Here is a 21,937-nt window from a genome sequence, read left to right on the forward strand (position 1 = left end):
ATGAATAAGGAGCTGTTTCTACAGCTCCTTATTATTTACAATTCTTATTTATAAACTTCTCAAGTCTATTTAATGCCTCTTCTAGTTCATCATGAGAATAGCAATATGAAATTCTTATAAAACCTTCTCCTCCTAATCCAAAGGCAGCTCCAGGGACACAAGCAATTTTTTCTTCATATAATAACTTTTCACAAAACAATTCTGAGTTCAAATTATACTTCTTAATAGAAGGAAATATATAAAAAGCTCCCTTTGGTGATATAAATTCCATATTCATTTTTCTAAGTCTATCTTCTACATATGTCTTTCTAACTAAAAACTCATTTTTCATATAATCTACATTGTGCAATCCATGTTTAAGCCCTTCTAAAACTCCATATTGTCCTATGGAATTAGTACAAGACACATTATATTGATGTACTTTTCCAATTTCCTGCAGTTTTTCTTTTTTAGTAGCTATAAATCCTACTCTAATTCCTGTAATTGAAAACATTTTAGAAAAACCACCAATATATATTATATTATCTATAATATCTTTACTCATAGCTACACTATAGTATTTCTCATAACAAAGTGCTTCATATAATTCATCACTTATTATTGTTAAATCATTTTCCTTTATCAATTTTATCAAATTATCATATTCATCCTTACTTAATATTGCGCCTGTTGGATTAGATGGATATGATAGTAACATATATTTAATCTTCTCTTCTTTTATTAACCTTTCTAAAACATGAAAATTTAAAGAAAAGTCATCATTCAATTTATAATTAACAACTTTTCCACCTATTATTTTAACTATATTTTCATAGGCAGGATATGCTGGTGTAGGAATCAACACCTTATCACCCTTATTTATTATAGATACTAAAGAAGAAAATAAAGCTTCACTTCCACCTACAGTAACACATATTTCATCATATTCATAATTAATCCCCTTAGATTTTAAGTACTTTGAAATCTCTTTTCTTAATTCTAATAATCCAAAATTATCTGTATATACAGTTTTATCTTCTTCTATTGCCTTTAACATTCCATACTTAATTTCTTTAGGTGTCTTAAAGTCTGGCTGGCCTAAAGTTAATGAAATTGCCCCATCAACCTCTTTAACTTTATTAAAAAATCTTCTTATACCAGACATTTTTATTTCATTTAAATTTTCATTCATTTTATAGCCCCCTATTGTTTAAAATTCAATTCCTTCTCTTGCTGGAACTCCTTCTTCAAAATAATGCTTTATGCACTTCATTTCTGTAACTAAATTACTTTTATCAAGTATTTCTTTAGGAACATTTCTTCCTGTTAATATAATTTCCATGGAATTTGGTTTATTATCTAATATATATGTAACTTCTTCAACAGTAAGAAAATTATTTGACAACACAGCCATAATTTCATCAATAATCAATACATCACATTTATTCCCTTTAATAACTTCAAGTATAAAATTATATCCATCTCTAATTTCCAATTTTAGTTCTTCTAACTCTTCTTTTGTCAAGTTCCATGTAAAATCTTTTGGCTTTTCAAATCTAAATATTTTAAAATTATCTCCAAGTTCATCTACAGTATTAAGTTCACCTGTTTTTCCTCCTTTTAAGAATTGCAACATATAAACTTTTAATCCATTACCATAAGCTCTAATCCCCTGTCCTATGGCAGCTGTAGTCTTTCCTTTTCCTTCTCCTGTATAAACTTGAATTAATCCTTTTTCTAATTTCAATATTATCAACTCCTTTTTATAGATTTTACATTAAGTACAATTTACTTGCAAATAATATTATTATTTCAAGTATATATATTCATACCACTTGCTATCTTAGTAATATATTGATATAATTTTTTCAACTTATTATTAATTTGGGGAGGATTTATTTATGAACTATAACGATTTAACTGATCCTTATGAAATTGCAAAATTTATAAGAGATTCAGTAAAAACTACACCTGTAAAAGCCTATGTAAATGGTGACTTAAGCAAGGCTGATTTGAAAAATATTGAATGGTATGGAAATAACAACTTTTATGTTTTATTTGGAGAGTCAGATGTACTTTTAGAATTTTTTGAAAAGAATCAATCTTCTATAAATCATTTCAGAATAGAAAATGATAGAAGAAATTCTGCTATACCTATGTTAGACCTTAGAAATATTAATGCTAGAATTGAACCAGGAGCTATTATAAGAGATAGAGTCAAAATAGAAAAAAATGCAGTTATTATGATGGGGGCAGTTATTAATATAGGCGCTGAAATAGGTGAAGGTACTATGGTAGATATGAATGCCGTACTTGGTGCTAGAGCAAAAGTAGGAAAAAGATCTCATATCGGGGCTGGTGCTGTAGTAGCTGGTGTGTTAGAACCACCAAGTAAGTCACCATGTGAAATAGGAGATGATGTTTTAATAGGTGCAAATGCTGTAATTTTAGAAGGCGTTAAAGTTGGCAATGGTTCAGTAATTGCTGCTGGTTCTATTGTAACAAAGGATGTACCTTCTGGTGTTGTAGTTGCTGGTAGTCCAGCTAAAATTATCAAATCAGTAGATGATCATACAAAGGATAAAACACAAATTTTAGATGATTTAAGAAAATAAATACATATTAAATAAGGAGCTGTACACTAATTTTAGTGCTACAGCCCCTTAATTTTTACATTACTTCTTGTTCATTACCTTCAATAATAGGATTTGCATCGTCTTCTTGAACTCTTTCCATTTTTGAAACTGATACTTCATAAGCAATTTTCTTTATTACATCTGTATCGCTAACCTTTTTTTGATATTCTCTACTTTGTAATCTACCCCAAACCCTAATATTATCACCTACTTCTAAGCTTTGACAAAATCTAGAGTTTCTTCCCCATGCTATAGTAGGAATATAATCCGATTTATTATAAGCTCTATTTACAGCTAATAATACATCAGCAATTTCTCTTCCAAATGGAGTCGTTCTATAAACTGGTTCTTTACATATATATCCATCTAAGAAAATTTCATTAGGATTTTTACTTTTTTCAATACATGGCTCTATGTTTCTAGCAAAAACTGTTAGTATTAATTTATTAGAACCATCTACAAATTTATTATAAGACCTTAATTGACCATCAACTATTATCTCTTTACCAATTGATAAATCCATATTTGCTATTAATCTCTCAGAAACCGTTATATTTAAAATATCAACTGAGTCACTAAGCCTCATAACTTCCATAGAAAATGTATAAAACCCTTCCCCATACATTTCATGACTAAATTCTAATTCTGATATTACCTTTCCCTCTAAATAAATCTTGTTATTTAACATCAAGTTGTCCATCACTAACCCCTCTCTCCCTTAGTAATAATTTTTATTCCTTTGCTTTTTTAATTATAATGGATACATTTCCATTATAATACATTATATCATCATTTTTCAATATTTTTTAATTATTTTTTATTTGTTCTCCTTTTTCATTTATAAAATAATCGTTATCGTAAATGATTTCACCTACTTTAGCAAATTTATAATCTTCTTTTTGTAATTCACCTATTATCTTATCTAAATTTCCAGGAGTATACTTTGCATTATTATGAAACAATAATATTGATCCAGGAATAACCTTCTTCATAACCCTATTATACTCTTCTTCTGCACCAGTTTGCTTCCAGTCTACAGAATCTACATCCCATTGAATACCAACCATTCCTTGACTATATATAAATTCACAAGCTTTTTTACTATAGTCCCCACTTGGAAATCTAAATAGTTTCACTTCTTCTCCAATAGTATCCTTAATAATTTTATTAGTTTTCTCAAGTTCTTCCTTCATCCTTCCTTCAGTAATTTTACTAAACATAGGATGTATATAACTATGGTTTCCTATTTCATGGCCTCCCTCCTTTATTTTTATAAGTTTCTCTCTATTTTCATCACTATAATTAACCCAACCTCCCATTATAAAAAAGGTTGCCTTTACATTATATTTATCTAGTACCTCTAATATGTTATATAGCTCATCATTTTCAGCCCAATTTATATCAAAAGTAATAGCTATGATTTTCTCCTCCGTTTTAACCCTATATATAGGCTTATCATTATTAATTTCAGCTAGGCTAAGCTTTGTTTTTTCAGTAAAGAATGTAGATATTAATATTGTTGACAATAATAATATTAAGCTTAATGCAACTCTATACCTTCTACGCATAAAATCTCCTAATAATTGATTTATTAATTTATATTCTCATTTTTTATATTAATGACAATAATATGTAGTTATGAAATTTTAAAATATTATGTTATAATAAATCTATACTTTCTAAATGGAGGTTTAATATGTACGAAAACTCAGCTGAATTAGCAGAAAATAAATTATTAGTTTTATATGTAACTGATTCATTGAAACATCCTATTACAAATACTCAATTAACTGAAATTATCTTAGAAAATAATTTTATAAATTACTTTACTCTACAGCAGTATATTAGTGAACTAATAGCTTCTGATTTTCTAAGATATGAAACAGTTAATGAAAAAAAACTTATCCGTATTACTGAAAAAGGTACAAATACCCTTTCATTTTTTTCTGATAGGATTTCTCCAATAAAAAAGAAGATAATCGATGATTACCTTCTTTCAATAGTAGATTCTATAAAAAAAGAATTAACTATTCATAGCGATTATACACTTGGTAAAGATGATTCTTTCATTGTAGATCTGCAAGCTTTAGAAAATGATAATTTATTAATATCACTAAAAGTTTCTGTACCTACTAAAAAACAAGCTGTATCTCTATGCAATAGGTGGAAGGATAACCCTTCTGATATATATAATAAAATCATGAACTCTTTATTTAATGATTCAAACTAATATAAGGTCATAGCATTAGGTTCCTTTCCTACTGTTATGGCTTTTGTATTATTATTACGTAAATCTAGGCATATAATTCTTCCATTTAAATAATCTCCAATATATAATATATCACCATACTTAACTAAGGACTTAGGCATTCCACCTACTATTATTTCATTTATTTTAATTAACTTAATCTTATCCAAAAGTGTTATACTCCCATCCATCAAATTACATATATATAATATATTTTCCTCTTCAATAATATCTATGGGTACCTTACCTACTTCTATTTTCCTTAATGATTTTAATGTTATTAAATCAAAAACTTCTATATATCCATTATTTTCATCACCCATATAGCTTTCACAAACATATAATAATTTACCATCCTTTGAAACTCTAACCTTAGTAGGATATTCCAGAGTAATTAACTCTCCTATTATATTGTTAGATATTATATCAATTACAGATATATTATTACTTTGAAAATTTGTGATAAAAATTAGCCCTAATTCTTTGCTTAACTCAATATTATAGGGCCAGTTATTAGTTTTTATTTCTAATATTATTTTTTTTTCATCTATATCATACACTACAACAGAATTAGATTCAGAGCATATAATATATAAATTATTCTCATATCCTATTAAATCATTTGGATGTCCACCAATATAAATAAAGTCTATTTCCTTTAATGTATCTATATTTAGTATAGAAATAGAATTGTTATAACTATTAGCTAAATAGGCTATATTATTATTTATATAAATCCCATTTGGTCCAAATGGCCTTTCCCCTATAGTTAGTAATATCTCTTCATAATTTATATCAAGATCAAGCGATTTTAATAATGATATTTTACTAATATAATCACTACCAGTATTACATACAATCAAAGAGTCCATCCTATCCCACCTTTTATTCCTGTTATTATACTATATACATTTATATTATATGTTTAAGGCTTTTTTTTCGGACCATGATTTTATGTTTTTACTTAAAATTCAACAAATTACTTTATTTTTACTAGATATGATTATATAATAATGTTGCAATAAATTTTGGAGGTATAATATATGTTTGTTTATAAGACAAAAGGTGTTTGTTCAACTGAAATTCATTTAGATATTGAAAATGATACAATAAAGAATGTTGAATTTATCAGAGGTTGCCAAGGTAATTTACTTGGAATATCAGCACTAGTATCTGGAATGAATATTGACGATGCAATAAATAAATTAAAAGGCATTGATTGCCGTAATAAAGGTACTTCTTGTCCTGATCAATTATCAAAAGCACTAGAAGAATATAAAGTAACTGCATAGAGAGCTGTTTATAACAGCTCTAACTTAATAATATATTTATTTCATGAACTACATAGGAAGTTTTTCTTTTTATTTTTAAAACTATAATTAAAATATAAAATACCTACATATCTATAATTTAGAATAAAAAAAGTAAGTATCCTTAATTTAGAATACTTACGCTAAAAAATATTTGTTATAATAAATAGCAACAGCCGCAAATTAAATATAATATATAAGGGTATCTTTTGATTTTTTATAATTATCCACCAAATCTTCTAAGGTTATAGAATTAAAATAATCTTTAATTATTGAGTTTATATCTATCCATAAATTTTTATTTATAAAATCTTCTAACTCATTTTCTTCCTTAACATTTATATCTATAAAAATATTATCTCCTTCTAAAATCTTTAAGATTTCTAAAATAGTTAATTCTTTTATTTCCTTACCTAAACTATATCCCCCTTGAGCACCTTTTCTACCTACTATAATGCCAGCCTTTCTTAATAATGAAAAAATTTGTTCTAGGTATCTTTCAGAAATATTTTGTCTTTCTGATATAGCTTTTATAGTAACATTTTCAGAATCCATATTAATAGCAAGGTCAATTAGAGCCCTTAATCCATATCTTCCCTTAGTTGAAATCTTCACTTAATCACCCTTTTCTATTTATTCTATATTTTTATAATAAAAGTCATCACTAAAAATAGCAATGACTTAATAATAAATTATTTATATAGATCAGTAGATAAATATCTTTCTCCTGTATCAGGTAAAATTACTACTATATTTTTATCTTTATTTTCTTCTCTATTTGCTAACTCTGTAGCTGCAACTATTGCTGCACCTGAAGATATCCCTACTAATAAACCTTCTGTTCTTGCTAAATCCTTTGATGCTTTAAATGCATCTTCATTTTCAACTTTTATAATTTCATCAATTATTGAAACATTTAAATTCTTTGGTATAAATCCAGCTCCTATCCCTTGAAGTTTATGCGGTCCTGGATTTCCTCCTGAAACAACTGGAGAATTAGCTGGTTCTACAGCAACAATTTTAACTTCAGATTTTCTAGCTTTTAAAACTTCTCCTATACCTGTTAAAGTACCACCTGTTCCAACTCCTGCAACTATTATATCTACTTGTCCATCTGTATCATTCCAAATTTCTTCTGCAGTTGTTACTTTGTGAATTTGTGGATTTGCTGGATTTTCAAATTGTTGTAGAATTATTGAATTTTCAATTGATGCTTTAAGTTCATTAGCTTTTGCTATGGCACCCTTCATTCCTTCTGCTCCTGGAGTTAATACTAATTCTGCTCCTAAAGCTTTTAATAAATTTCTTCTTTCTAGACTCATAGTTTCTGGCATTGTTAATATTAATCTATATCCTTTTGCAGCTGCAATATAAGCTAAAGCTATACCTGTATTTCCACTAGTTGGTTCAATAATAACAGAATCTTTATTTAATAATCCTTCTTTTTCTGCAGCTTCTATCATTCCAAATCCTACTCTGTCTTTTACGCTACCACCTGGATTAAAGTATTCTAATTTTGCAATAATAGTCCCTAAAGTCCCCTTTTCTTCATTGTAATTTGATAGTTCAAGTAATGGTGTATTTCCTATTAATTGTACTAAACTTTTTGCTATTTTCATATTTACCTCTCCTTTTCCTACTATTCCGATATGTTTATTCTTTTAATAATATATTACTCCTATTTATACAATTTGTGAATACCTTTTTATATATTTTTATAAAAAATAAGATAAATATCATATTTCTTGCTCCTAAATAAGCTTTAAGTCTCATTCATATGATATTTATCTTATATATTTTAAATATATTAATTCCTTATTTAATTAAAAATATAATAACTATATTATGTTTTTAATAATTTTTTTATAAATTTTATTTTTCTTTTACTGCTTTTAAAAACATTTTAAAGAAGTTAAATAATACATATCCTATTATAGCAGTAGTTACATATATTTGAATTCCTGAAATTTGTTTTATAGCATTTCCAATAGTTTCATAACCAGAATTAATTAAAAATCCTGACATTTTAACTGAAGCCACAATCCCAATAGCCATAGGGAATGTTAGTCCAGCAAAAGCTGGAGTAAATTCAAATGAGAAAAATCCTGGTAGCTTGTACAATACAAATAGCAAAGTAACAAAAACTGCTAAGTATAATAAAGAAATTACTATTTTATTAGGATTTTCTACAACATTTAAATATGAAACCACACAAAGGCTAGATGGTGCTAATAGTATTGCTTGCGTATGATAAAAAGCATCTTTTAATGGATGTTTTATTAATCTTACTACCATAAATGGCATTATAATTACTAAAGCTAAAATTCCATAGTATAATACTATTTTGCTAATAAGAGGCTCATTCATAGCAGAACCAACTACTACAGAAACCATTATTCCATTAAATGTTACAAACCAACTAGGTACAAAAGTATCTTTGTTAAAACCTTTGATTACATTTCTATATATAAAAATCAATAAGTGTATTGTATGTAATATTAAGCCTATAGACCATAATGATTTTCCTAATACATTGTTATAATCAAAATAATATGATCCTAAAATCATTGTAATCATTGTAAAACCTGCATATAAACTAGCTGGAACAGTATTTGAATATTCCTTTTTGCAAGTGTTGGTAAATACTGTAATTTTAACTAAATACGCTATTAAAATTATAGTAGCTAACCACATAGTTAAATGTCTTACCCAAGTATAACCTAAAGTAGAATAAACATTTGATAAGGTTGCAGCCCCAACCATTGTAGGTAATAATGGTACAGGAATATTTTCGATTTTTTTTAGTAAATTATTTTTCATTTCTACCTCCTAAATTAATTTAAGAATACTAAATTAACTTTTCGTCCGTTACTATGTTAATTATTTCACTTGATTGTTTATAATTAAACAATCTTTCTCTTTAATTATACTTTATACCAATTATATTTCTGTGATTATTATCACAGTTTTAGTTTTTTATAGTAAAAATTTTAAATAATTATTTCTTTTAAAAGAAATAACCCCAAAGAAAGTTAAATACTTACTTTAAGGTTATTCCAACAATTATATCTTATATATGTAAAATTTATTTTAAAATATAATATTAACTTCTTTTATAGCTTCTAACTAACATACGAAGAAAATTATATAAAACAAAAGCTATTATTGTAGTAGTAATATAAATTTGAATACCACTTATTTCTTTTGCTATATAAGATAATGATTTATATCCTATACTTTCAAAAAATGAAGATGCTTTTATAGAAGCAACTATTCCTATAGCCATAGGGAAAGTTAATCCTGCGAATCCAGGAGTAAAAGTATATGAAAAAAACTTAGGTAGCATAAATATTATAAATGCTAAAGTTAATAAAATAATAATATAAAAAATAAATATTAAAATTTTACTAGGATTACTTATAAAATTTAAATAACTTACTAAACAAAGGCTTGAAGGAGCAAGTAAAATTGCTTGCGTATGGAATAAGGCTTCTTTTATTGGCTCACGCCTTAGCCTTATAATCATAAATGGTAGTATTAATATAAAAATTATTATTCCATAATAAACAACAATCTTGCTTATAAAAGGCTCATTCATAGGTTTCCCAACTACTGTTGAAACCATAATACCGTTATAAGTTACAAACCAACTAGGTACAAAAGTTTCTTTATTAACACCTAAAGAAACATTTCTATATGTGAACACTATTATATGTAGTGTATGTAAAACTAAACCTATAGTCCATAAACTCTTTCCTAATAGATAACTATAATTTACATAATAGGATCCTAAAAGCATCAATATCATTGTAAATGCTGCATAAAGACTAGCAGGAACAGTATTACTATATTCACTTTTACAAGTATCAAAATACATTATTATCTTTAGTAGATATGCAATTAATATAATAGTAGCACTCCACATAGTTATATGTCTTATCCAATTATATCCTAAAGTTTGATATACATTTGATAATGTTGCAGCTCCCACCATAGTTGGTAAAATTGGTAATGGCATATTCTTTAGTTTTTTAATTATGCTTTGTGATTCCAATAAGTTCACCTACTTTAATATACAAATTCTAGATTTTCTGTTTCGTTAAAGAAATCAGAATAATCAATATCAAATAGAGGCTTTTTAACTTTATTAACATTTATTTTTTCTTTTATTAATTGAGTTAATACACCTACATAAGATAAATCTCCCTGGATTATAGCACCGTAAATTGCACCATCCTTATATATTATTTTTTTATAATCCTTTCCATCTATATCTACAACTTCTTCATAAGTATCATCTGGCTTAGTAACTAATCCTAAAGACATAGTAGCTAATCCACAAAAATTCATTGTATTCTTACTTCCAAAAAAGTCCTCCATATATGTTTCTTTTCCTACCATATTATTTGCAGCAATTATACCTTCTTTTACAGCTGTAGGCCATATTGGATTTCTACCAGTTATATCTCCAGCTCCATATATATCTTTAACATTGGTTTCACCCTTTTCATTGATTATTAATCCAAACTTATCACATTCAATTCCAGTATCCTTTAAAAATCCTATATTTGATCTTACTCCTGCACAAGCAATAATTAAATCACAAGGAACTTCTTCACCTGTATTTAGTAATATAGAAATTGGATTGTTATTATTATCCACTATTACTTTTTCTGCCTTTACTCCAAATTTTAAATTAACGCCTTCTTTTTTTAATCTTTCTTCATACTTACTAGCTGCATACTTATCTAACTGTAATGGAAGTAATCTATCTCCCATTTCTATTAACGTTAAATTCACATCATAATCTAATAATCCTGCTAATGCATCTACTCCTACAAGACCAGCTCCTAATATAGCTATATTTTTTACTTTGGTTGCTATTTCTTTAATTTTAATAGCATCATCTAAATTTCTTAAACCAATAACATTATTAGCTGTTCTTAGATTTTCAATTGGTGGTAAGAATGATGATGCACCTGCAGCTAATAGCAACTTATCGTATTCTATACTCTTTCCATTGTCTAAATTTATTTTTTTCTCCTTAATTTCTATTCCAACTACTTCTACACCCTTAATCCATTCTATATCATACATATCAAAAAAATTATCAGGTGTAAAATCTAAGGCTTCTATTTCTCTTCTTCCATCTAAAAAATGATGAAGTATACAGCGAGAATATACATATTCATCTTTGGATACCAATATTATTTCACACTCTTTATTAAATTGTCTTAAAGTTCGTGCTGCATTTATTCCTGATGCTGATGCACCCACTATTACAAATTTCATTATTCTTTAACCTCCTCTAATGTTAATGCATCCATAGGGCATTTATCTACACATTGAGGATATTTACTTTCTGTAGATAAACACATATCACACTTCATAACTTCCCTGTTAGTTTGATAATCCATTTTTAATACTCCATATGGACATGCCATAATACACATATAACAAGTAGCACATCTACTTTTATCATAAATTACATATCCAGTTTCATCATCTCTTCTCATTGCTCCAGTTGGACAGGCATATACACATTCTGGTCTAGTACAGTGTCTACAATAAATCGGTGCATATCTACCTTCACTGTTAATTACTATTCTACCTCTTGTATCTCTACAACCATGAGAAACTTTACAAGCCGTAGTACAAGTTAAACACCCAATACACTTCTTTCTATCAATCTTAATTCTCTTCATAGTTATCACCTTTTATCTTTTCTAACTTTACTGGTCCATACTTATAATTAGGTTCCTTTGAATAAGTATCAAATACTGAGCTTAATACCGAATTGGCCTCTATATAGTGCATCGGCGCATAAAGTTCTCCTTTTTTCACACTTCTATTTAGTTTAACTAGAAAAGTATTTGTTACTCCATTTGGTGCACTTATTTTCACTTTATCATTTTCCTTAATACCTAATTCCTTTGCCCAATCTGTATTTAAATTCATATATCCCTCTTTAACTATTATAGCTTCTACATCTGGTATTTCTCTCGTTCTAGTTTGTGTATGCCATTGGCCAACAGTCCCTCTTCCAGTATTTAAAATATAAGGATATTCTTCAGATTTATCAAATGGTGGATTTAATATTTCTTCATATATAAACTTAGCTTTCTTACTAGGTGTATAGAATTTATTATTCTCAAATAGTCTTCTTTCTTCTTCTAAATCTTCTTCTCCCTCTTTATATGGCCATTGAATTCCTTTAGATCCATTTAAATCCTCATAATCCACTCCAGTAATATCACAAGGCATTCCTTTTGTACATTTTTTTAAAGTTTCAAAGGCATCCTTAGGAGTTCTCCATTTATCTATTAAACTCCCCATTCCTAAAGCTTCACCTATTCCAAGCATAATATCATAATCAGTTAATTCATTTTCCTTTTTTTCTAAGACAGGTTGCACTTTAGATAATCTTCTTTCTGTGTTAATAATAAGTCCTTCTTTTTTCAATCCATTAGTTGATGGAAGAATTAAGTGTGCATATCTGCAAGTTTCAGTATCTGAATATATATCTTGAATTGCTAAAAACTCTAATTTTTCTGCAGCTTTTTTAAACTCTAAATCATTTATCCAAGAAACTAAAGGATTAGTTGCTATAATCCATAAAGCTTTAATTTCTCCATTGTTTATACCATCAACTATTTCGTTATAAGGTTTCGTTGGCTTATTAGGTAACATTTCTTCATCTATTTCTAAAATTTCAGCTATTTCTTTTCTTCTTTTTTCATCACTATATTCTCCACCACCATAAAAGCCTGTTGTATTACTAAAAAGTCGTGAGCCCATAGCATTACATTGACCTGTTATAGAATTGGGACCAGTTCCAGGTTTCCCTATATTACCTGTCATCAGTGCTAAATTAATAATAGCTTGAGCAGTTCTAACAGCTTGAAATCCTTGATTTACACCCATAGTCCACCAAAAAGAAACTCTTTTGCCCATATGAATTATTTCTGCTAATTCTAAAACTCTTCCTTTAGATATTCCTGTATATTCTTCAACATCATTAATATCATATTTTTTCACATGATTTTTAAAACCTTCGAAGTCCTCAGTATAATTTGTTATATATTCTTCATCTATCCAACCTTTTTCTATTAATACATTTGCTAAAGTATAAAATAATCTTATATCTGATTTAGGCTTTATATCTATCCATATATCTGCTCTTGAAGCAGTTTCACTTTTTCTTGGATCAATTACTATTACCTTCTTATCTTTAATTTTATTTTTAATAACTCTACTCCATAAAATAGGATGAGCTACTACTGGATTACTTCCTACAAATATTATTACATCTGATTGTTCTAAATCATTTAAAGTGTAGGGAGGTGCATCAAATCCAAAACTTTGTTTATAAGCTACTACAGAAGTAGCCATACAAAGACGAGTATTTCCGTCTCCATTTCCGCCTAAAAAAGTTCTTCCTATATGTCCTGCTAATGCCATTTCTTCAGTGCAAAGTTGTCCAGTGCTTAAAAATGCAAAGCTTTCTTTACCATATTCTTTTTGAATTTTTTTTACCTTCTCAGCAAAAATTTTAAAAGCCTTTTCCCAAGATATATGTTCAAATTCTCCATTTTCTTTTCTTAATAGTGGTAAAACAGGATTTTCATATAAGGTATTTTGTTTATCTAAATTTAAACCTTTAACACAACAAAAGCCTCTATTTATTGGATAATCTTCAGCTGGCTTAACTCTTTCTATAAATCCTTTATCATCTACATGAAAATCAAAATTACAAGCTATTGAGCAATAATTACAAGTGGATCTTACAACCTTCATAATATTTCTCCTTTATTTCATATTCTTATCATAATTAGTATTACAAGGATTAACTTATGGTATTCATATATTTAAAATAAAAAAAGGATATTAATATTATATTTTTTGCCATACAAGTAGCATTTATATAATATTTATATCCCTATATTCTCAAGATACTATTCTATATTTCTTTATTAATCTTTACAATGTAAATGTTCTTTTTTCATTTTCTATAAGCTTACACTTATCTCCAACTTTTACTTTTCCACCTTTTAAAACCTTTGTAAAAATACCATTCTTAGGCATTATACATTCTCCAACTTGATAATATATTGCACATTTATCATGACATTCCTTACCAATTTGAGTTACTTCTAACAATACTTCACCCACTTCTAATTTTTGTCCTATAGGCAGTTTATTTAATTCAAAGCCTTCAACTACTAAATTTTCACCAAAGGCTCCAAAGTCAACATCTCCACCTTTTTTTCTAAACTCATCTATTTTTTCAAAGGCTAATAAGCTAACTTGTCTATGCCATTTTCCTGCATGTGCATCACCTTCTATTCCAAAGTCCTCAATAAAATTAGCTTCTTTAACTTCTTCTTTTAAAGTCCCCTTATATTTACTTGTACATATAGCTAAAACCTTACACATATAATTATCCTCCGATTTTATTCATAAACTTTAATTCTTTATCTGCACTTTTCTTCATAAATAAATGTTTTTCTGGCTTATTAAAAATATTTTCTTCAATTGCATTTATTATTTCTTCTTCTGAAGCTCCATTTCTAAGTAATTTTTTTAAATCAATACCATAATTATAATGAAGGCATTGTTTTAAAAATCCCTCAGATGTAAGCCTTATTCTATTACATTCCTCACAAAAACAATTGCTAATTGCACTTATGAAGCCGACCTTTCCTTTAGCATCTCTTAATTTAATATAAGTTGCAGGACCACCATTTTTATTTTTCATTACTTCTTCTGTATCATTATAATTGTCTTTAATTATCTTTTTGATTTCTTCATTACTTACTCCCTTAAACTTACTTCCTACTCCTATTGGCATAAGCTCTATAAATCTAACATCCATGCTTTTATCTAAAGTAAGCTTTACAAAATCCAAGATTTCATCTTCATTCATTCCCTTTATCATAACTACATTTAATTTAACATTAATGCCATGTTCTAAACATTTGTCTATGGATTTTAATACTTTTTTTAATTCTCCTAAACGTGTTAGCTTATTAAACATTTCATCTTTCAATGAGTCTAAACTAATATTTACGCCCTTTAGTCCAGCTTTTTTTAATATATAGACCTTATCTTCTAGTAAGATTCCATTTGTAGTAAGATATATTTCTTCTATACCTTCAATTTTATTAATTGCTTCTACTAATTCTACAATATCTTTTCTTACTAAAGGTTCTCCACCAGTTAATCTTATTTTTTTTATTCCTAGTTTTGAACAACTATTAACTATTTTACATATTTCATCTTTTGTTACTTTTTCTTCTTCATCAAAGAAATCATTCCCTTTTTCTTCCATGCAATAAATACATCTTAAATTACATTTATCAGTTAATGAAATTCTTAAATAATCTATTTCTCTGCCATACTTATCTTTCATTATTTATTAAAGAGCTATTCATAAAAATTAAATTCTCCGCTCTTTCCTCCTGTTTTTTTAAGTAAATGAGTACCTTCAATTACCATCCTCTTATCAACAGCTTTACACATATCATATATAGTTAATGCTGCTATACTAGCTGCTGTTAAGGCTTCCATTTCTACTCCAGTTTTATCAACTATTTTTACTGTAGCCTTTATATCAATGCAAACTTCTTTATCATTTACTTCAAAATCTACATTACAGCTTGAAATCATTAAAGGGTGACACATAGGGATTAAATTTGATGTTTGTTTACTTGCCATAATTCCAGCGATTCTAGCAACTCCTAATACATCCCCCTTACCTATCTTACCTTCCTTTATAAGAGATAAGGTTTCTTCACTTACTCTTATTCTAGAAACTGCAACGGCAACTCTTTCTGTTTTATTTTTATCAGAAACATCTACCATTCTAGCATTTCCACTATTATCGAAATGAGTTAATTTATTATCCATAAAAACCTCCTACTTTCCAAAGGAACAATGGGGGAATGTGCAAACCTTACAATCTAGACATAATCCACCATGTCCATAAGCTGCTATATCTTCTAAAGTTAATCTTTCATCTGCTAAAACTCTTGGAAGAACTAAATCTAATACTGTTCTTTTAGAATACATAGCACAACTTGGTACTCCAAGTATTGGCGTATCTCCATAATATGCTAATAAGAACATAGCCCCTGGTAAAACTGGTGAACCATAAGTAACTAATTCCCCTCCACATTCTTTAATAGCAGTAGGTGTTACATCATCAGGATCTACGGACATACCACCAGTACAAATTATCATATCTACCTTTTGTTCTAAACCTTTTTTTATTTCTTCAATTATTCTTTCTTTAGAATCTGGTAAAATTACTTGTCTTATAACTTCACTTCCATAATATCCAAGTTTAGATTTTATTACAGGTAAAAAAGCATCTTTTATTCTTCCCTTATAAACTTCATTTCCTGTAGTAATAAGTAAACACTTCTTCTCTTTTATTTCTTCCACATAAATTATATTTTTTTCTATTAATTCCTCTGCTTTAATTATTTTATCTTCTTCTATTATTAATGGTATAACTCTAGTAGCTCCTATTTTTTCACCTTTTTTAATTGGAGTGTTATTATGTAAAGTTGATACTATAATTTCTCCTAGACTATTTAACTTAAATAGTTCCTCTTTATTTATTTTTAATACTCCATCTCTATGTGCAAAAAAGTCTACTTTTCCTTCTTTTATTTCAGGAGATTTACTTACGCCTTCACCAAGAACAAGATTAGCTAATCTTATGGCAGCCTCATTTTCATGTAATTCTCCTTCTTTAGGTTCCCACACATATATATGTTCTTTTCCTATAGATAAAAGCTTTTCTATATCCTCTTCTTTAATAATATGTCCTTTTTTAAATAATCTCCCTTTAAATTCTCCAGGTATTATTTGTGTGACATCATGAGATAAAATACATCCAACTGAGTCATATACACTAATCATCTTCATATGAAACATCTCCTATATTATGATTATTTTCTTGCACATTCCTTTTCTGTGCCCAATAAAATTCCTAAACCATGTATTAGTTCATCTAATATAAAATCTAAAGCTTCCTCACAAGCCTTCGGACTTCCTGGTAAATTCACTATTAAAGTATTTCCTCTTATACCAGAAACTGCTCTTGATAACATTGCTCTTTTAGTTATTTCTAAACTAAACATCCTTATAGCTTCAGAAATTCCTGGAGTTTCTCTTTCAATTACTTCTTTAGTAGCTTCTGGAGTGATATCCCTTTTTGAAAATCCTGTTCCTCCAGTACTTAAAACTAAGTTTAGATTTAATTCATCACTCATATAAATAAACTCTTTTTTAAGCATTTCCTTTTCATCTGGTAGAACAATTTGTCTTTCAACTTTAAGTCCTTTTTCATCCATTATCCTTTTTATAACTGCTCCACTCTTATCTTCTCTTTCGCCTGCATATCCTTTATCACTACTAGTAATAATTCCAACAGTATACATTAAATCTCCTCCAGTAATTTATATTCTTTTTCTGTATTTATATTTGAAAAATCCTTTACGGATAAATTATTTTCTAAAATTATATATTTTGTAGATAATATAAATTTTTGTAACTTGTTTTCACCATTAAATAATGACTTTTCAATTTTAGGGATTAAGCTTTTAGAATAAATAGCACACATAGGTTGAAGTTTATCATTAATTCTAGGTACTAAAACCTCATAATCTCCTTCTATATTCCCAATTAAATTTAAAGTTTTCTTAGATATTAATGGCATATCACAAGCTATACATAAGACTTTATTATTTTTAGCATTTTTAAGTGCAGAATGAATTCCTGATAAAGGTCCATTTCCTATATATATATCTTTATATATTTTTAAATTTAAGCTTTCATAATCCTCTTCATTATTAGCTATTATTATTATTTCATTAAATTCCTCTCCAGAATTAATAATATTTTCTATAAAAGTTTTTTCTTTATAAATTAATAATGCCTTATTTTTATAATTCATTCTGCTACTTTTTCCACCTGCCAAAATTGCTAAAGTCTTATTAATCATATTTCCTCCTAAAGTTTTATAATATCTACTAAATCTCCATTTTTTATTTCTTCATTATTAGGTTTAACTTCAATAATGCAATTTGAATTTAATGCGGATCTTAATATTCCATTACCTGATTTTTTTTGTGTAATATACACCATCTGTTTACAATTATCTATTTCAAAGTATCCTCTTACAAATTTATGTTTAACATCTTTTTTTATAATTCCTTCTGCTAATATTGCTTTATCCCTTGTAATTTCAACTATCTTATCACCTGATAGTTTGTTTAGAGAAGTTTTTACTAATAATTCAAAAGTAGTTAATGCAGCTGTTGGATTTCCAGATAAACTAATAATAATACAATTATTAATCTTGCTACATAAAACTGCTGATCCCGGCTTAATTGTTATTTTCCAAAACAATATTTCACCTTCAATACTCCTAATGGCCTCTTTTAATAAATCTTTTTCTCCTACAGATACCCCACCAGTAGTAATAATTATATCTGCTTCTTTAGAAGCTTCTTTTATTGTTCTTCCTATCTCTATGTAATCATCTTTTATATGCTTAGCCTTATTTACTTTATATCCAAGCTCCAAAAGTCTTGAAAGAATTGAAAATTTATTACTATTATAGATTTTACCGTATTTAAGTTCTTGACCAATATCTGTAACTTCATCACCTGTGCTAAAAAAAGCAACCTTTGGTTTTTTATAAACCTTAATTTTATCAATTCCAGAACTAGCTATAATTCCAATATCAGAATAATTAAGTCTTTTATTAGCCCCTACAAGTAAATCATCTTTAGATATATCTTCACCTACAAGACAAATATTTTGATTTTCAGATATTTCTTTTCTAATAATTATATTATTATCTTCTATAATTACATCTTCTTGTTTTATTACTGCATTTGCTCCTTCTGGTATTGGAGCTCCAGTCATTATTTTTATTGCTGTGTTTTTAGTTATTATTTTATTACTATTTCCTCCAGCATAAACCTTATCTATTACTTTAATTTTATTATTTATAAAAGCATCTTCAGCAATTAGTGCATATCCATCCATTGCTGACTTATTAAAGGGAGGATTATTAATCTTAGAATATACATCCTCAGCTAAAACCTTGTTTAATCCATTTAATAAAGCTACTTCCTCAATATCTAAATTTTCTATATTACTATTTAAAATCTTTAAAGCTTCTTCTAAAGAAATAAAGGACCTCACAGTATCCCTCCTAAAAATAAAAGGACTTATTATTCATATGTTTGTGAATAATAAGCCTAAATTTAAATATATTTGATAACTATAAATAGTTTTAAATTTGGGTCTGTTTAAACAGCACCTTAAAATTATACTTAAATCAACTTATTTTCCTTCCCATAAACGTGGAGATACTATTTTTTCAAATATGTACCCTGTGAATTTAAATTCAGGTATAAGTTCCATAGAAAACCCTTAGGAAACAAATACTCTAGAAAATTTTATTGATTATATTATTAAATTTTATAATCTTTTTCTTGTAATATTAAATCTACAATTTTTTTGAAGTCATCTTTTTTTACTACCAAAATATCTTCAAAATTTAAATCTTCATCACTAGCAATTGCAATTAGTTTTTCTTTTGGTGAAATAATTCTATCACTAAACCCTTTTTTATATACTTCGATTTTCCTCAAAGTACTCTTCTTATAGCCTTCCACTAAAATTACATCTTTATCCTTTTCCAAATTAATAATTTTTTCTAAAGGGATTTCTTCCTTAACTTCCTTTATTAAAGCAAATCTCTTAGGAGAAGATATAATTACAGTTTCAGAACCTGCTTCTCTATGCTTATATGTATCTTTGCCTTTTTTATCTATATCAAAGCCATGGATATCATGCTTAATAGTTGCAACACTAAGCCCTCTTCTCTTAAGTTCTTTTATAATCCCCTCCATAACAAAGGTCTTTCCTACATTAGATTTATCTCCAACTATATTTATTACTTTAGACATAATTTTTCATCCTTTAGGTTTAAATTTAAAAGTATTATATACGAATTACTTCTATACTTTTTGAAATTATCCTTTTAAATTTAAAAATAAATTTATATGGAAATTAGTAAACTAACTTCCATATAAATAATATTATTTATAACTAAACTCAAAATTCTTTTCTAAGTTAAAGAAATCAGCATAATCTATTTCAAAAATATCTTTAGTAACCTTTGACACATCTATTTTTTCTTTTATTAATTGTGTTAATACACCTGCATAAGATAAATCACCTTGAATTATAGCACCGTATATTTTACCATCTTTATGAATTATCTTTTTATAATTATTTTCTTCAACTTTTGTTTCAACTACATAACTTTCATCCTTTGGTTCTACATCTCCTAAAGACATAGTAGCAATTCCAACAAAATTCATTGTATTTTTGCTTCCAAAGAAATCAGTCATTATCATTTCTTTTCCTAGCATATTGTGAGCTGCTATTATTCCTTCCTTTACAGCTGTTGGCCATATTGGATTTCTACCAGTTACATCACCAGCTCCAAATACTCCATCAATATTAGTTTTTCCCTTTTCATCTATTATTAAACCAAATCTATCGCATTCAATATTGCTATTAGCTAAGAATCCAATATTAGATCTTACACCAGTTGCAACTATTACTAATTCACATGGTATTTCCTCACCTGTATTTATTAATAATGCTTTAGGATTATTTTCTTCATCAAGTATTAACTTTTCAGCTCTAACTCCTAGCTTTAAGTTAACTCCTTGCTCTGAAAATTTGTTTTCATATATTGAAGAAGCATATTTATCTAATTGGATAGGAAGAACTTTATCTCCCATTTCTACTAATGTTATATTAACACCAGTATCTATAAGACCACTTACAGCATCTATACCAACAAGTCCAGCCCCTAAAACAACAACATTTTTAACTTTAGCAGCTTCTTCTTTAATTAATATAGCATCTTCTAAATTTCTAAGACCTACTACATTTTTACCTTCTCTTAACCCTTCAACTGGAGGAATAAAAGCAGATGCTCCACTACAAATCATTAACTTATCATATTTAATACTTTCACCATTTGAAAGATTTAAGGTCTTTTCCTCATCTTTTAATTCTAATACTTCTACGCCTTTAATCCAGCTTATATTGTATTCTTCAAAAAAGTTTTTAGATGTAAAATTTAATTTTTCAATATTTCTATGATTAGATATATAATGATGTAAAATACATCTTGAATATACTTCAGTATCTTTAGAAATTAATACTATTTCAGCATCCTTATCTAATTCTCTTAATGTTTTTGCTCCACTAATTCCTGCTGCAGATGCTCCTATAACTACATATCTCATTAATTAGATACCTCCTCTAATGTAATAGCTGCCATTGGACATCTTTCTACACACTGTGGAGTCCCAGCATCTTTACAGCCATCGCATTTCATAATTTCCTTATGAGTTCTGCTATCAGCTTTTAAAACTCCATAAGGACATGCCATTATACACATATAACAGCTTGCACAACGATCTTTATCATAATTTACTAAACCAGTATCTTTATCTTTGCTCATAGCTCCTGTCATGCAAGTGTAAACACATTCTGGTCTATCGCAATGTCTACAAAAAATAGGTGCATATTTTCCATTACTGTCTACAGTAATTCTACTTCTTGTATCTTCTGAATTATGAGATACTATGCATGCTGTTGTACAAGTTAAACATCCAACACATTTAGATCTATCAATTTTTATTCTTTTCATATTT

25 protein-coding genes and 1 riboswitch are annotated in these 21,937 nt (G+C 27.6%); of the genes, 3 read left to right on the forward strand and 22 right to left on the reverse strand.

The window, feature by feature from the left end; genetic code table 11:
- Positions 1 to 31: 31 nt before the first annotated feature.
- Positions 32 to 1,171: a pyridoxal phosphate-dependent aminotransferase gene (locus ACQRD5_RS09540; RefSeq protein ID WP_294166806.1), complete on the reverse strand. Its 1,140-nt coding sequence runs from the start codon at positions 1,169 to 1,171 to the stop codon at positions 32 to 34.
- Between the two features lie 18 nt (positions 1,172 to 1,189).
- Positions 1,190 to 1,729 (reverse strand): cob(I)yrinic acid a,c-diamide adenosyltransferase, encoded by a 540-nt coding sequence (locus ACQRD5_RS09545; RefSeq protein WP_291628114.1) that lies wholly within the window; start codon positions 1,727 to 1,729, stop codon positions 1,190 to 1,192.
- Between the two features lie 151 nt (positions 1,730 to 1,880).
- Here ACQRD5_RS09545 and dapD point away from each other — a divergent pair, with 151 nt between their 5' ends.
- Positions 1,881 to 2,594: a 2,3,4,5-tetrahydropyridine-2,6-dicarboxylate N-acetyltransferase gene (gene dapD, locus ACQRD5_RS09550; RefSeq protein ID WP_291628110.1), complete on the forward strand. Its 714-nt coding sequence runs from the start codon at positions 1,881 to 1,883 to the stop codon at positions 2,592 to 2,594.
- Positions 2,595 to 2,649: 55 nt separating this feature from the next.
- Here dapD and ACQRD5_RS09555 read toward each other — a convergent pair whose 3' ends face one another.
- Together ACQRD5_RS09555 and ACQRD5_RS09560 are read right to left on the reverse strand one after the other, a co-directional pair.
- A complete protein-coding gene (locus ACQRD5_RS09555) occupies positions 2,650 to 3,315 on the reverse strand; it encodes a single-stranded DNA-binding protein (protein ID WP_291628109.1) in 666 nt (221 codons plus the stop codon).
- 106 nt (positions 3,316 to 3,421) lie between these two features.
- Positions 3,422 to 4,183: a polysaccharide deacetylase family protein gene (locus ACQRD5_RS09560; RefSeq protein WP_427746758.1), complete on the reverse strand. Its 762-nt coding sequence runs from the start codon at positions 4,181 to 4,183 to the stop codon at positions 3,422 to 3,424.
- Between the two features lie 128 nt (positions 4,184 to 4,311).
- Here ACQRD5_RS09560 and ACQRD5_RS09565 point away from each other — a divergent pair, with 128 nt between their 5' ends.
- Positions 4,312 to 4,845 (forward strand): DUF4364 family protein, encoded by a 534-nt coding sequence (locus tag ACQRD5_RS09565; protein WP_291628107.1) that lies wholly within the window; start codon positions 4,312 to 4,314, stop codon positions 4,843 to 4,845.
- Here ACQRD5_RS09565 and ACQRD5_RS09570 read toward each other — a convergent pair.
- Positions 4,842 to 5,735, reverse strand: a complete 894-nt coding sequence (locus tag ACQRD5_RS09570; RefSeq protein WP_427746759.1) for a YncE family protein — start codon at positions 5,733 to 5,735, stop codon at positions 4,842 to 4,844. The two genes, ACQRD5_RS09565 and ACQRD5_RS09570, sit on opposite strands and share 4 nt — an antisense overlap.
- Positions 5,736 to 5,906: 171 nt before the next feature.
- On the opposite strand from ACQRD5_RS09570, the gene ACQRD5_RS09575 reads away from it, so the two are divergent.
- Complete coding sequence (locus ACQRD5_RS09575; RefSeq protein WP_320900676.1) at positions 5,907 to 6,155, forward strand: TIGR03905 family TSCPD domain-containing protein; 249 nt, start codon at positions 5,907 to 5,909, stop codon at positions 6,153 to 6,155.
- A 201-nt stretch (positions 6,156 to 6,356) separates the two neighbouring features.
- On the opposite strand, the gene ACQRD5_RS09580 is transcribed toward ACQRD5_RS09575, so the two are convergent.
- The 17 genes from ACQRD5_RS09580 to ACQRD5_RS09660 form a co-directional block, all read right to left on the reverse strand.
- Complete coding sequence (locus ACQRD5_RS09580; protein WP_320900678.1) at positions 6,357 to 6,788, reverse strand: Rrf2 family transcriptional regulator; 432 nt, start codon at positions 6,786 to 6,788, stop codon at positions 6,357 to 6,359.
- Positions 6,789 to 6,865: 77 nt separating this feature from the next.
- Positions 6,866 to 7,792, reverse strand: a complete 927-nt coding sequence (cysK, locus tag ACQRD5_RS09585; RefSeq protein WP_294166811.1) for a cysteine synthase A — start codon at positions 7,790 to 7,792, stop codon at positions 6,866 to 6,868.
- A gap of 253 nt (positions 7,793 to 8,045) precedes the next feature.
- Positions 8,046 to 8,993, reverse strand: a complete 948-nt coding sequence (locus tag ACQRD5_RS09590) for a TDT family transporter (RefSeq protein WP_291628100.1) — start codon at positions 8,991 to 8,993, stop codon at positions 8,046 to 8,048.
- Between the two features lie 283 nt (positions 8,994 to 9,276).
- Complete coding sequence (locus ACQRD5_RS09595; RefSeq protein WP_336624137.1) at positions 9,277 to 10,227, reverse strand: TDT family transporter; 951 nt, start codon at positions 10,225 to 10,227, stop codon at positions 9,277 to 9,279.
- A gap of 14 nt (positions 10,228 to 10,241) precedes the next feature.
- Positions 10,242 to 11,465 carry an NAD(P)/FAD-dependent oxidoreductase gene (locus tag ACQRD5_RS09600; RefSeq protein ID WP_308780095.1) on the reverse strand — a complete coding sequence of 408 codons (1,224 nt, stop codon included), beginning with the start codon at positions 11,463 to 11,465 and terminating at the stop codon, positions 10,242 to 10,244.
- Entirely contained in the window at positions 11,465 to 11,878 is a 414-nt protein-coding gene (locus tag ACQRD5_RS09605; RefSeq protein ID WP_291628098.1) for a 4Fe-4S dicluster domain-containing protein, read from the reverse strand. The genes ACQRD5_RS09600 and ACQRD5_RS09605 overlap by 1 nt, the downstream gene beginning before the upstream one ends.
- The gene (locus ACQRD5_RS09610; RefSeq protein ID WP_291628097.1) at positions 11,865 to 13,970 is read right to left on the reverse strand and encodes a molybdopterin oxidoreductase family protein; all 2,106 of its coding nucleotides are present in this window, start codon (positions 13,968 to 13,970) and stop codon (positions 11,865 to 11,867) included. The genes ACQRD5_RS09605 and ACQRD5_RS09610 overlap by 14 nt, the downstream gene beginning before the upstream one ends.
- Before the next feature lie 183 nt (positions 13,971 to 14,153).
- A complete protein-coding gene (locus ACQRD5_RS09615; protein WP_291628096.1) occupies positions 14,154 to 14,609 on the reverse strand; it encodes an MOSC domain-containing protein in 456 nt (151 codons plus the stop codon).
- 4 nt (positions 14,610 to 14,613) lie between these two features.
- Entirely contained in the window at positions 14,614 to 15,585 is a 972-nt protein-coding gene (gene moaA / locus ACQRD5_RS09620) for a GTP 3',8-cyclase MoaA (RefSeq protein WP_291628095.1), read from the reverse strand.
- A gap of 14 nt (positions 15,586 to 15,599) precedes the next feature.
- On the reverse strand, positions 15,600 to 16,082 hold the full coding sequence (moaC, locus tag ACQRD5_RS09625) for a cyclic pyranopterin monophosphate synthase MoaC (protein ID WP_291628094.1): 483 nt from the start codon (positions 16,080 to 16,082) through the stop codon (positions 15,600 to 15,602).
- A gap of 9 nt (positions 16,083 to 16,091) precedes the next feature.
- Positions 16,092 to 17,108, reverse strand: coding sequence for a molybdopterin-binding protein (locus tag ACQRD5_RS09630; protein ID WP_291628093.1), 1,017 nt, complete (start codon positions 17,106 to 17,108; stop codon positions 16,092 to 16,094).
- Positions 17,109 to 17,131: 23 nt separating this feature from the next.
- Positions 17,132 to 17,623, reverse strand: coding sequence for a MogA/MoaB family molybdenum cofactor biosynthesis protein (locus ACQRD5_RS09635; protein WP_291628092.1), 492 nt, complete (start codon positions 17,621 to 17,623; stop codon positions 17,132 to 17,134).
- Positions 17,623 to 18,186 carry a molybdenum cofactor guanylyltransferase gene (mobA, locus tag ACQRD5_RS09640; protein WP_291628091.1) on the reverse strand — a complete coding sequence of 188 codons (564 nt, stop codon included), beginning with the start codon at positions 18,184 to 18,186 and terminating at the stop codon, positions 17,623 to 17,625. The genes ACQRD5_RS09635 and mobA overlap by 1 nt, the downstream gene beginning before the upstream one ends.
- Positions 18,187 to 18,194: 8 nt before the next feature.
- A complete protein-coding gene (locus ACQRD5_RS09645; protein ID WP_291628090.1) occupies positions 18,195 to 19,397 on the reverse strand; it encodes a molybdopterin molybdotransferase MoeA in 1,203 nt (400 codons plus the stop codon).
- 130 nt (positions 19,398 to 19,527) lie between these two features.
- A riboswitch (molybdenum cofactor riboswitch) is annotated at positions 19,528 to 19,663 on the reverse strand.
- A gap of 6 nt (positions 19,664 to 19,669) precedes the next feature.
- Positions 19,670 to 20,167 (reverse strand): molybdopterin-guanine dinucleotide biosynthesis protein B, encoded by a 498-nt coding sequence (mobB, locus tag ACQRD5_RS09650; protein ID WP_427746760.1) that lies wholly within the window; start codon positions 20,165 to 20,167, stop codon positions 19,670 to 19,672.
- 132 nt (positions 20,168 to 20,299) lie between these two features.
- Positions 20,300 to 21,526 carry an NAD(P)/FAD-dependent oxidoreductase gene (locus ACQRD5_RS09655; protein ID WP_291628088.1) on the reverse strand — a complete coding sequence of 409 codons (1,227 nt, stop codon included), beginning with the start codon at positions 21,524 to 21,526 and terminating at the stop codon, positions 20,300 to 20,302.
- Entirely contained in the window at positions 21,526 to 21,933 is a 408-nt protein-coding gene (locus ACQRD5_RS09660) for a 4Fe-4S dicluster domain-containing protein (protein ID WP_291628087.1), read from the reverse strand. Before ACQRD5_RS09660 ends, ACQRD5_RS09655 begins: the two co-directional genes overlap by 1 nt.
- Between the last annotated feature and the right edge of the window lie 4 nt (positions 21,934 to 21,937).

The organism is Clostridium sp. SGI.024 (assembly GCF_050315195.1).
Classification (GTDB): domain Bacteria; phylum Bacillota; class Clostridia; order Clostridiales; family Clostridiaceae; genus Clostridium.

What these genes read in the sequence shown, in the direction of transcription:
- ACQRD5_RS09555 (WP_291628109.1), bottom strand. Translation starts at nt 3,315, where the DNA reads ATGGACAACTTGATGTTAAATAACAAGATTTATTTAGAGGGAAAGGTA.
- ACQRD5_RS09660 (WP_291628087.1), bottom strand. Translation starts at nt 21,933, where the DNA reads ATGAAAAGAATAAAAATTGATAGATCTAAATGTGTTGGATGTTTAACT.
- ACQRD5_RS09565 (WP_291628107.1), top strand. Translation starts at nt 4,312, where the DNA reads ATGTACGAAAACTCAGCTGAATTAGCAGAAAATAAATTATTAGTTTTA.
- mobA (WP_291628091.1), bottom strand. Translation starts at nt 18,186, where the DNA reads ATGATTAATAAGACTTTAGCAATTTTGGCAGGTGGAAAAAGTAGCAGA.
- ACQRD5_RS09605 (WP_291628098.1), bottom strand. Translation starts at nt 11,878, where the DNA reads ATGAAGAGAATTAAGATTGATAGAAAGAAGTGTATTGGGTGTTTAACT.
- moaA (WP_291628095.1), bottom strand. Translation starts at nt 15,585, where the DNA reads ATGAAAGATAAGTATGGCAGAGAAATAGATTATTTAAGAATTTCATTA.
- ACQRD5_RS09540 (WP_294166806.1), bottom strand. Translation starts at nt 1,171, where the DNA reads ATGAATGAAAATTTAAATGAAATAAAAATGTCTGGTATAAGAAGATTT.
- ACQRD5_RS09590 (WP_291628100.1), bottom strand. Translation starts at nt 8,993, where the DNA reads ATGAAAAATAATTTACTAAAAAAAATCGAAAATATTCCTGTACCATTA.
- ACQRD5_RS09655 (WP_291628088.1), bottom strand. Translation starts at nt 21,526, where the DNA reads ATGAGATATGTAGTTATAGGAGCATCTGCAGCAGGAATTAGTGGAGCA.
- ACQRD5_RS09575 (WP_320900676.1), top strand. Translation starts at nt 5,907, where the DNA reads ATGTTTGTTTATAAGACAAAAGGTGTTTGTTCAACTGAAATTCATTTA.
- mobB (WP_427746760.1), bottom strand. Translation starts at nt 20,167, where the DNA reads ATGTCTAAAGTAATAAATATAGTTGGAGATAAATCTAATGTAGGAAAG.
- moaC (WP_291628094.1), bottom strand. Translation starts at nt 16,082, where the DNA reads ATGGATAATAAATTAACTCATTTCGATAATAGTGGAAATGCTAGAATG.
- ACQRD5_RS09570 (WP_427746759.1), bottom strand. Translation starts at nt 5,735, where the DNA reads ATGGACTCTTTGATTGTATGTAATACTGGTAGTGATTATATTAGTAAA.
- cysK (WP_294166811.1), bottom strand. Translation starts at nt 7,792, where the DNA reads ATGAAAATAGCAAAAAGTTTAGTACAATTAATAGGAAATACACCATTA.
- ACQRD5_RS09630 (WP_291628093.1), bottom strand. Translation starts at nt 17,108, where the DNA reads ATGAAGATGATTAGTGTATATGACTCAGTTGGATGTATTTTATCTCAT.
- ACQRD5_RS09560 (WP_427746758.1), bottom strand. Translation starts at nt 4,183, where the DNA reads ATGCGTAGAAGGTATAGAGTTGCATTAAGCTTAATATTATTATTGTCA.
- ACQRD5_RS09610 (WP_291628097.1), bottom strand. Translation starts at nt 13,970, where the DNA reads ATGAAGGTTGTAAGATCCACTTGTAATTATTGCTCAATAGCTTGTAAT.
- ACQRD5_RS09600 (WP_308780095.1), bottom strand. Translation starts at nt 11,465, where the DNA reads ATGAAATTTGTAATAGTGGGTGCATCAGCATCAGGAATAAATGCAGCA.
- dapD (WP_291628110.1), top strand. Translation starts at nt 1,881, where the DNA reads ATGAACTATAACGATTTAACTGATCCTTATGAAATTGCAAAATTTATA.
- ACQRD5_RS09635 (WP_291628092.1), bottom strand. Translation starts at nt 17,623, where the DNA reads ATGTATACTGTTGGAATTATTACTAGTAGTGATAAAGGATATGCAGGC.
- ACQRD5_RS09615 (WP_291628096.1), bottom strand. Translation starts at nt 14,609, where the DNA reads ATGTGTAAGGTTTTAGCTATATGTACAAGTAAATATAAGGGGACTTTA.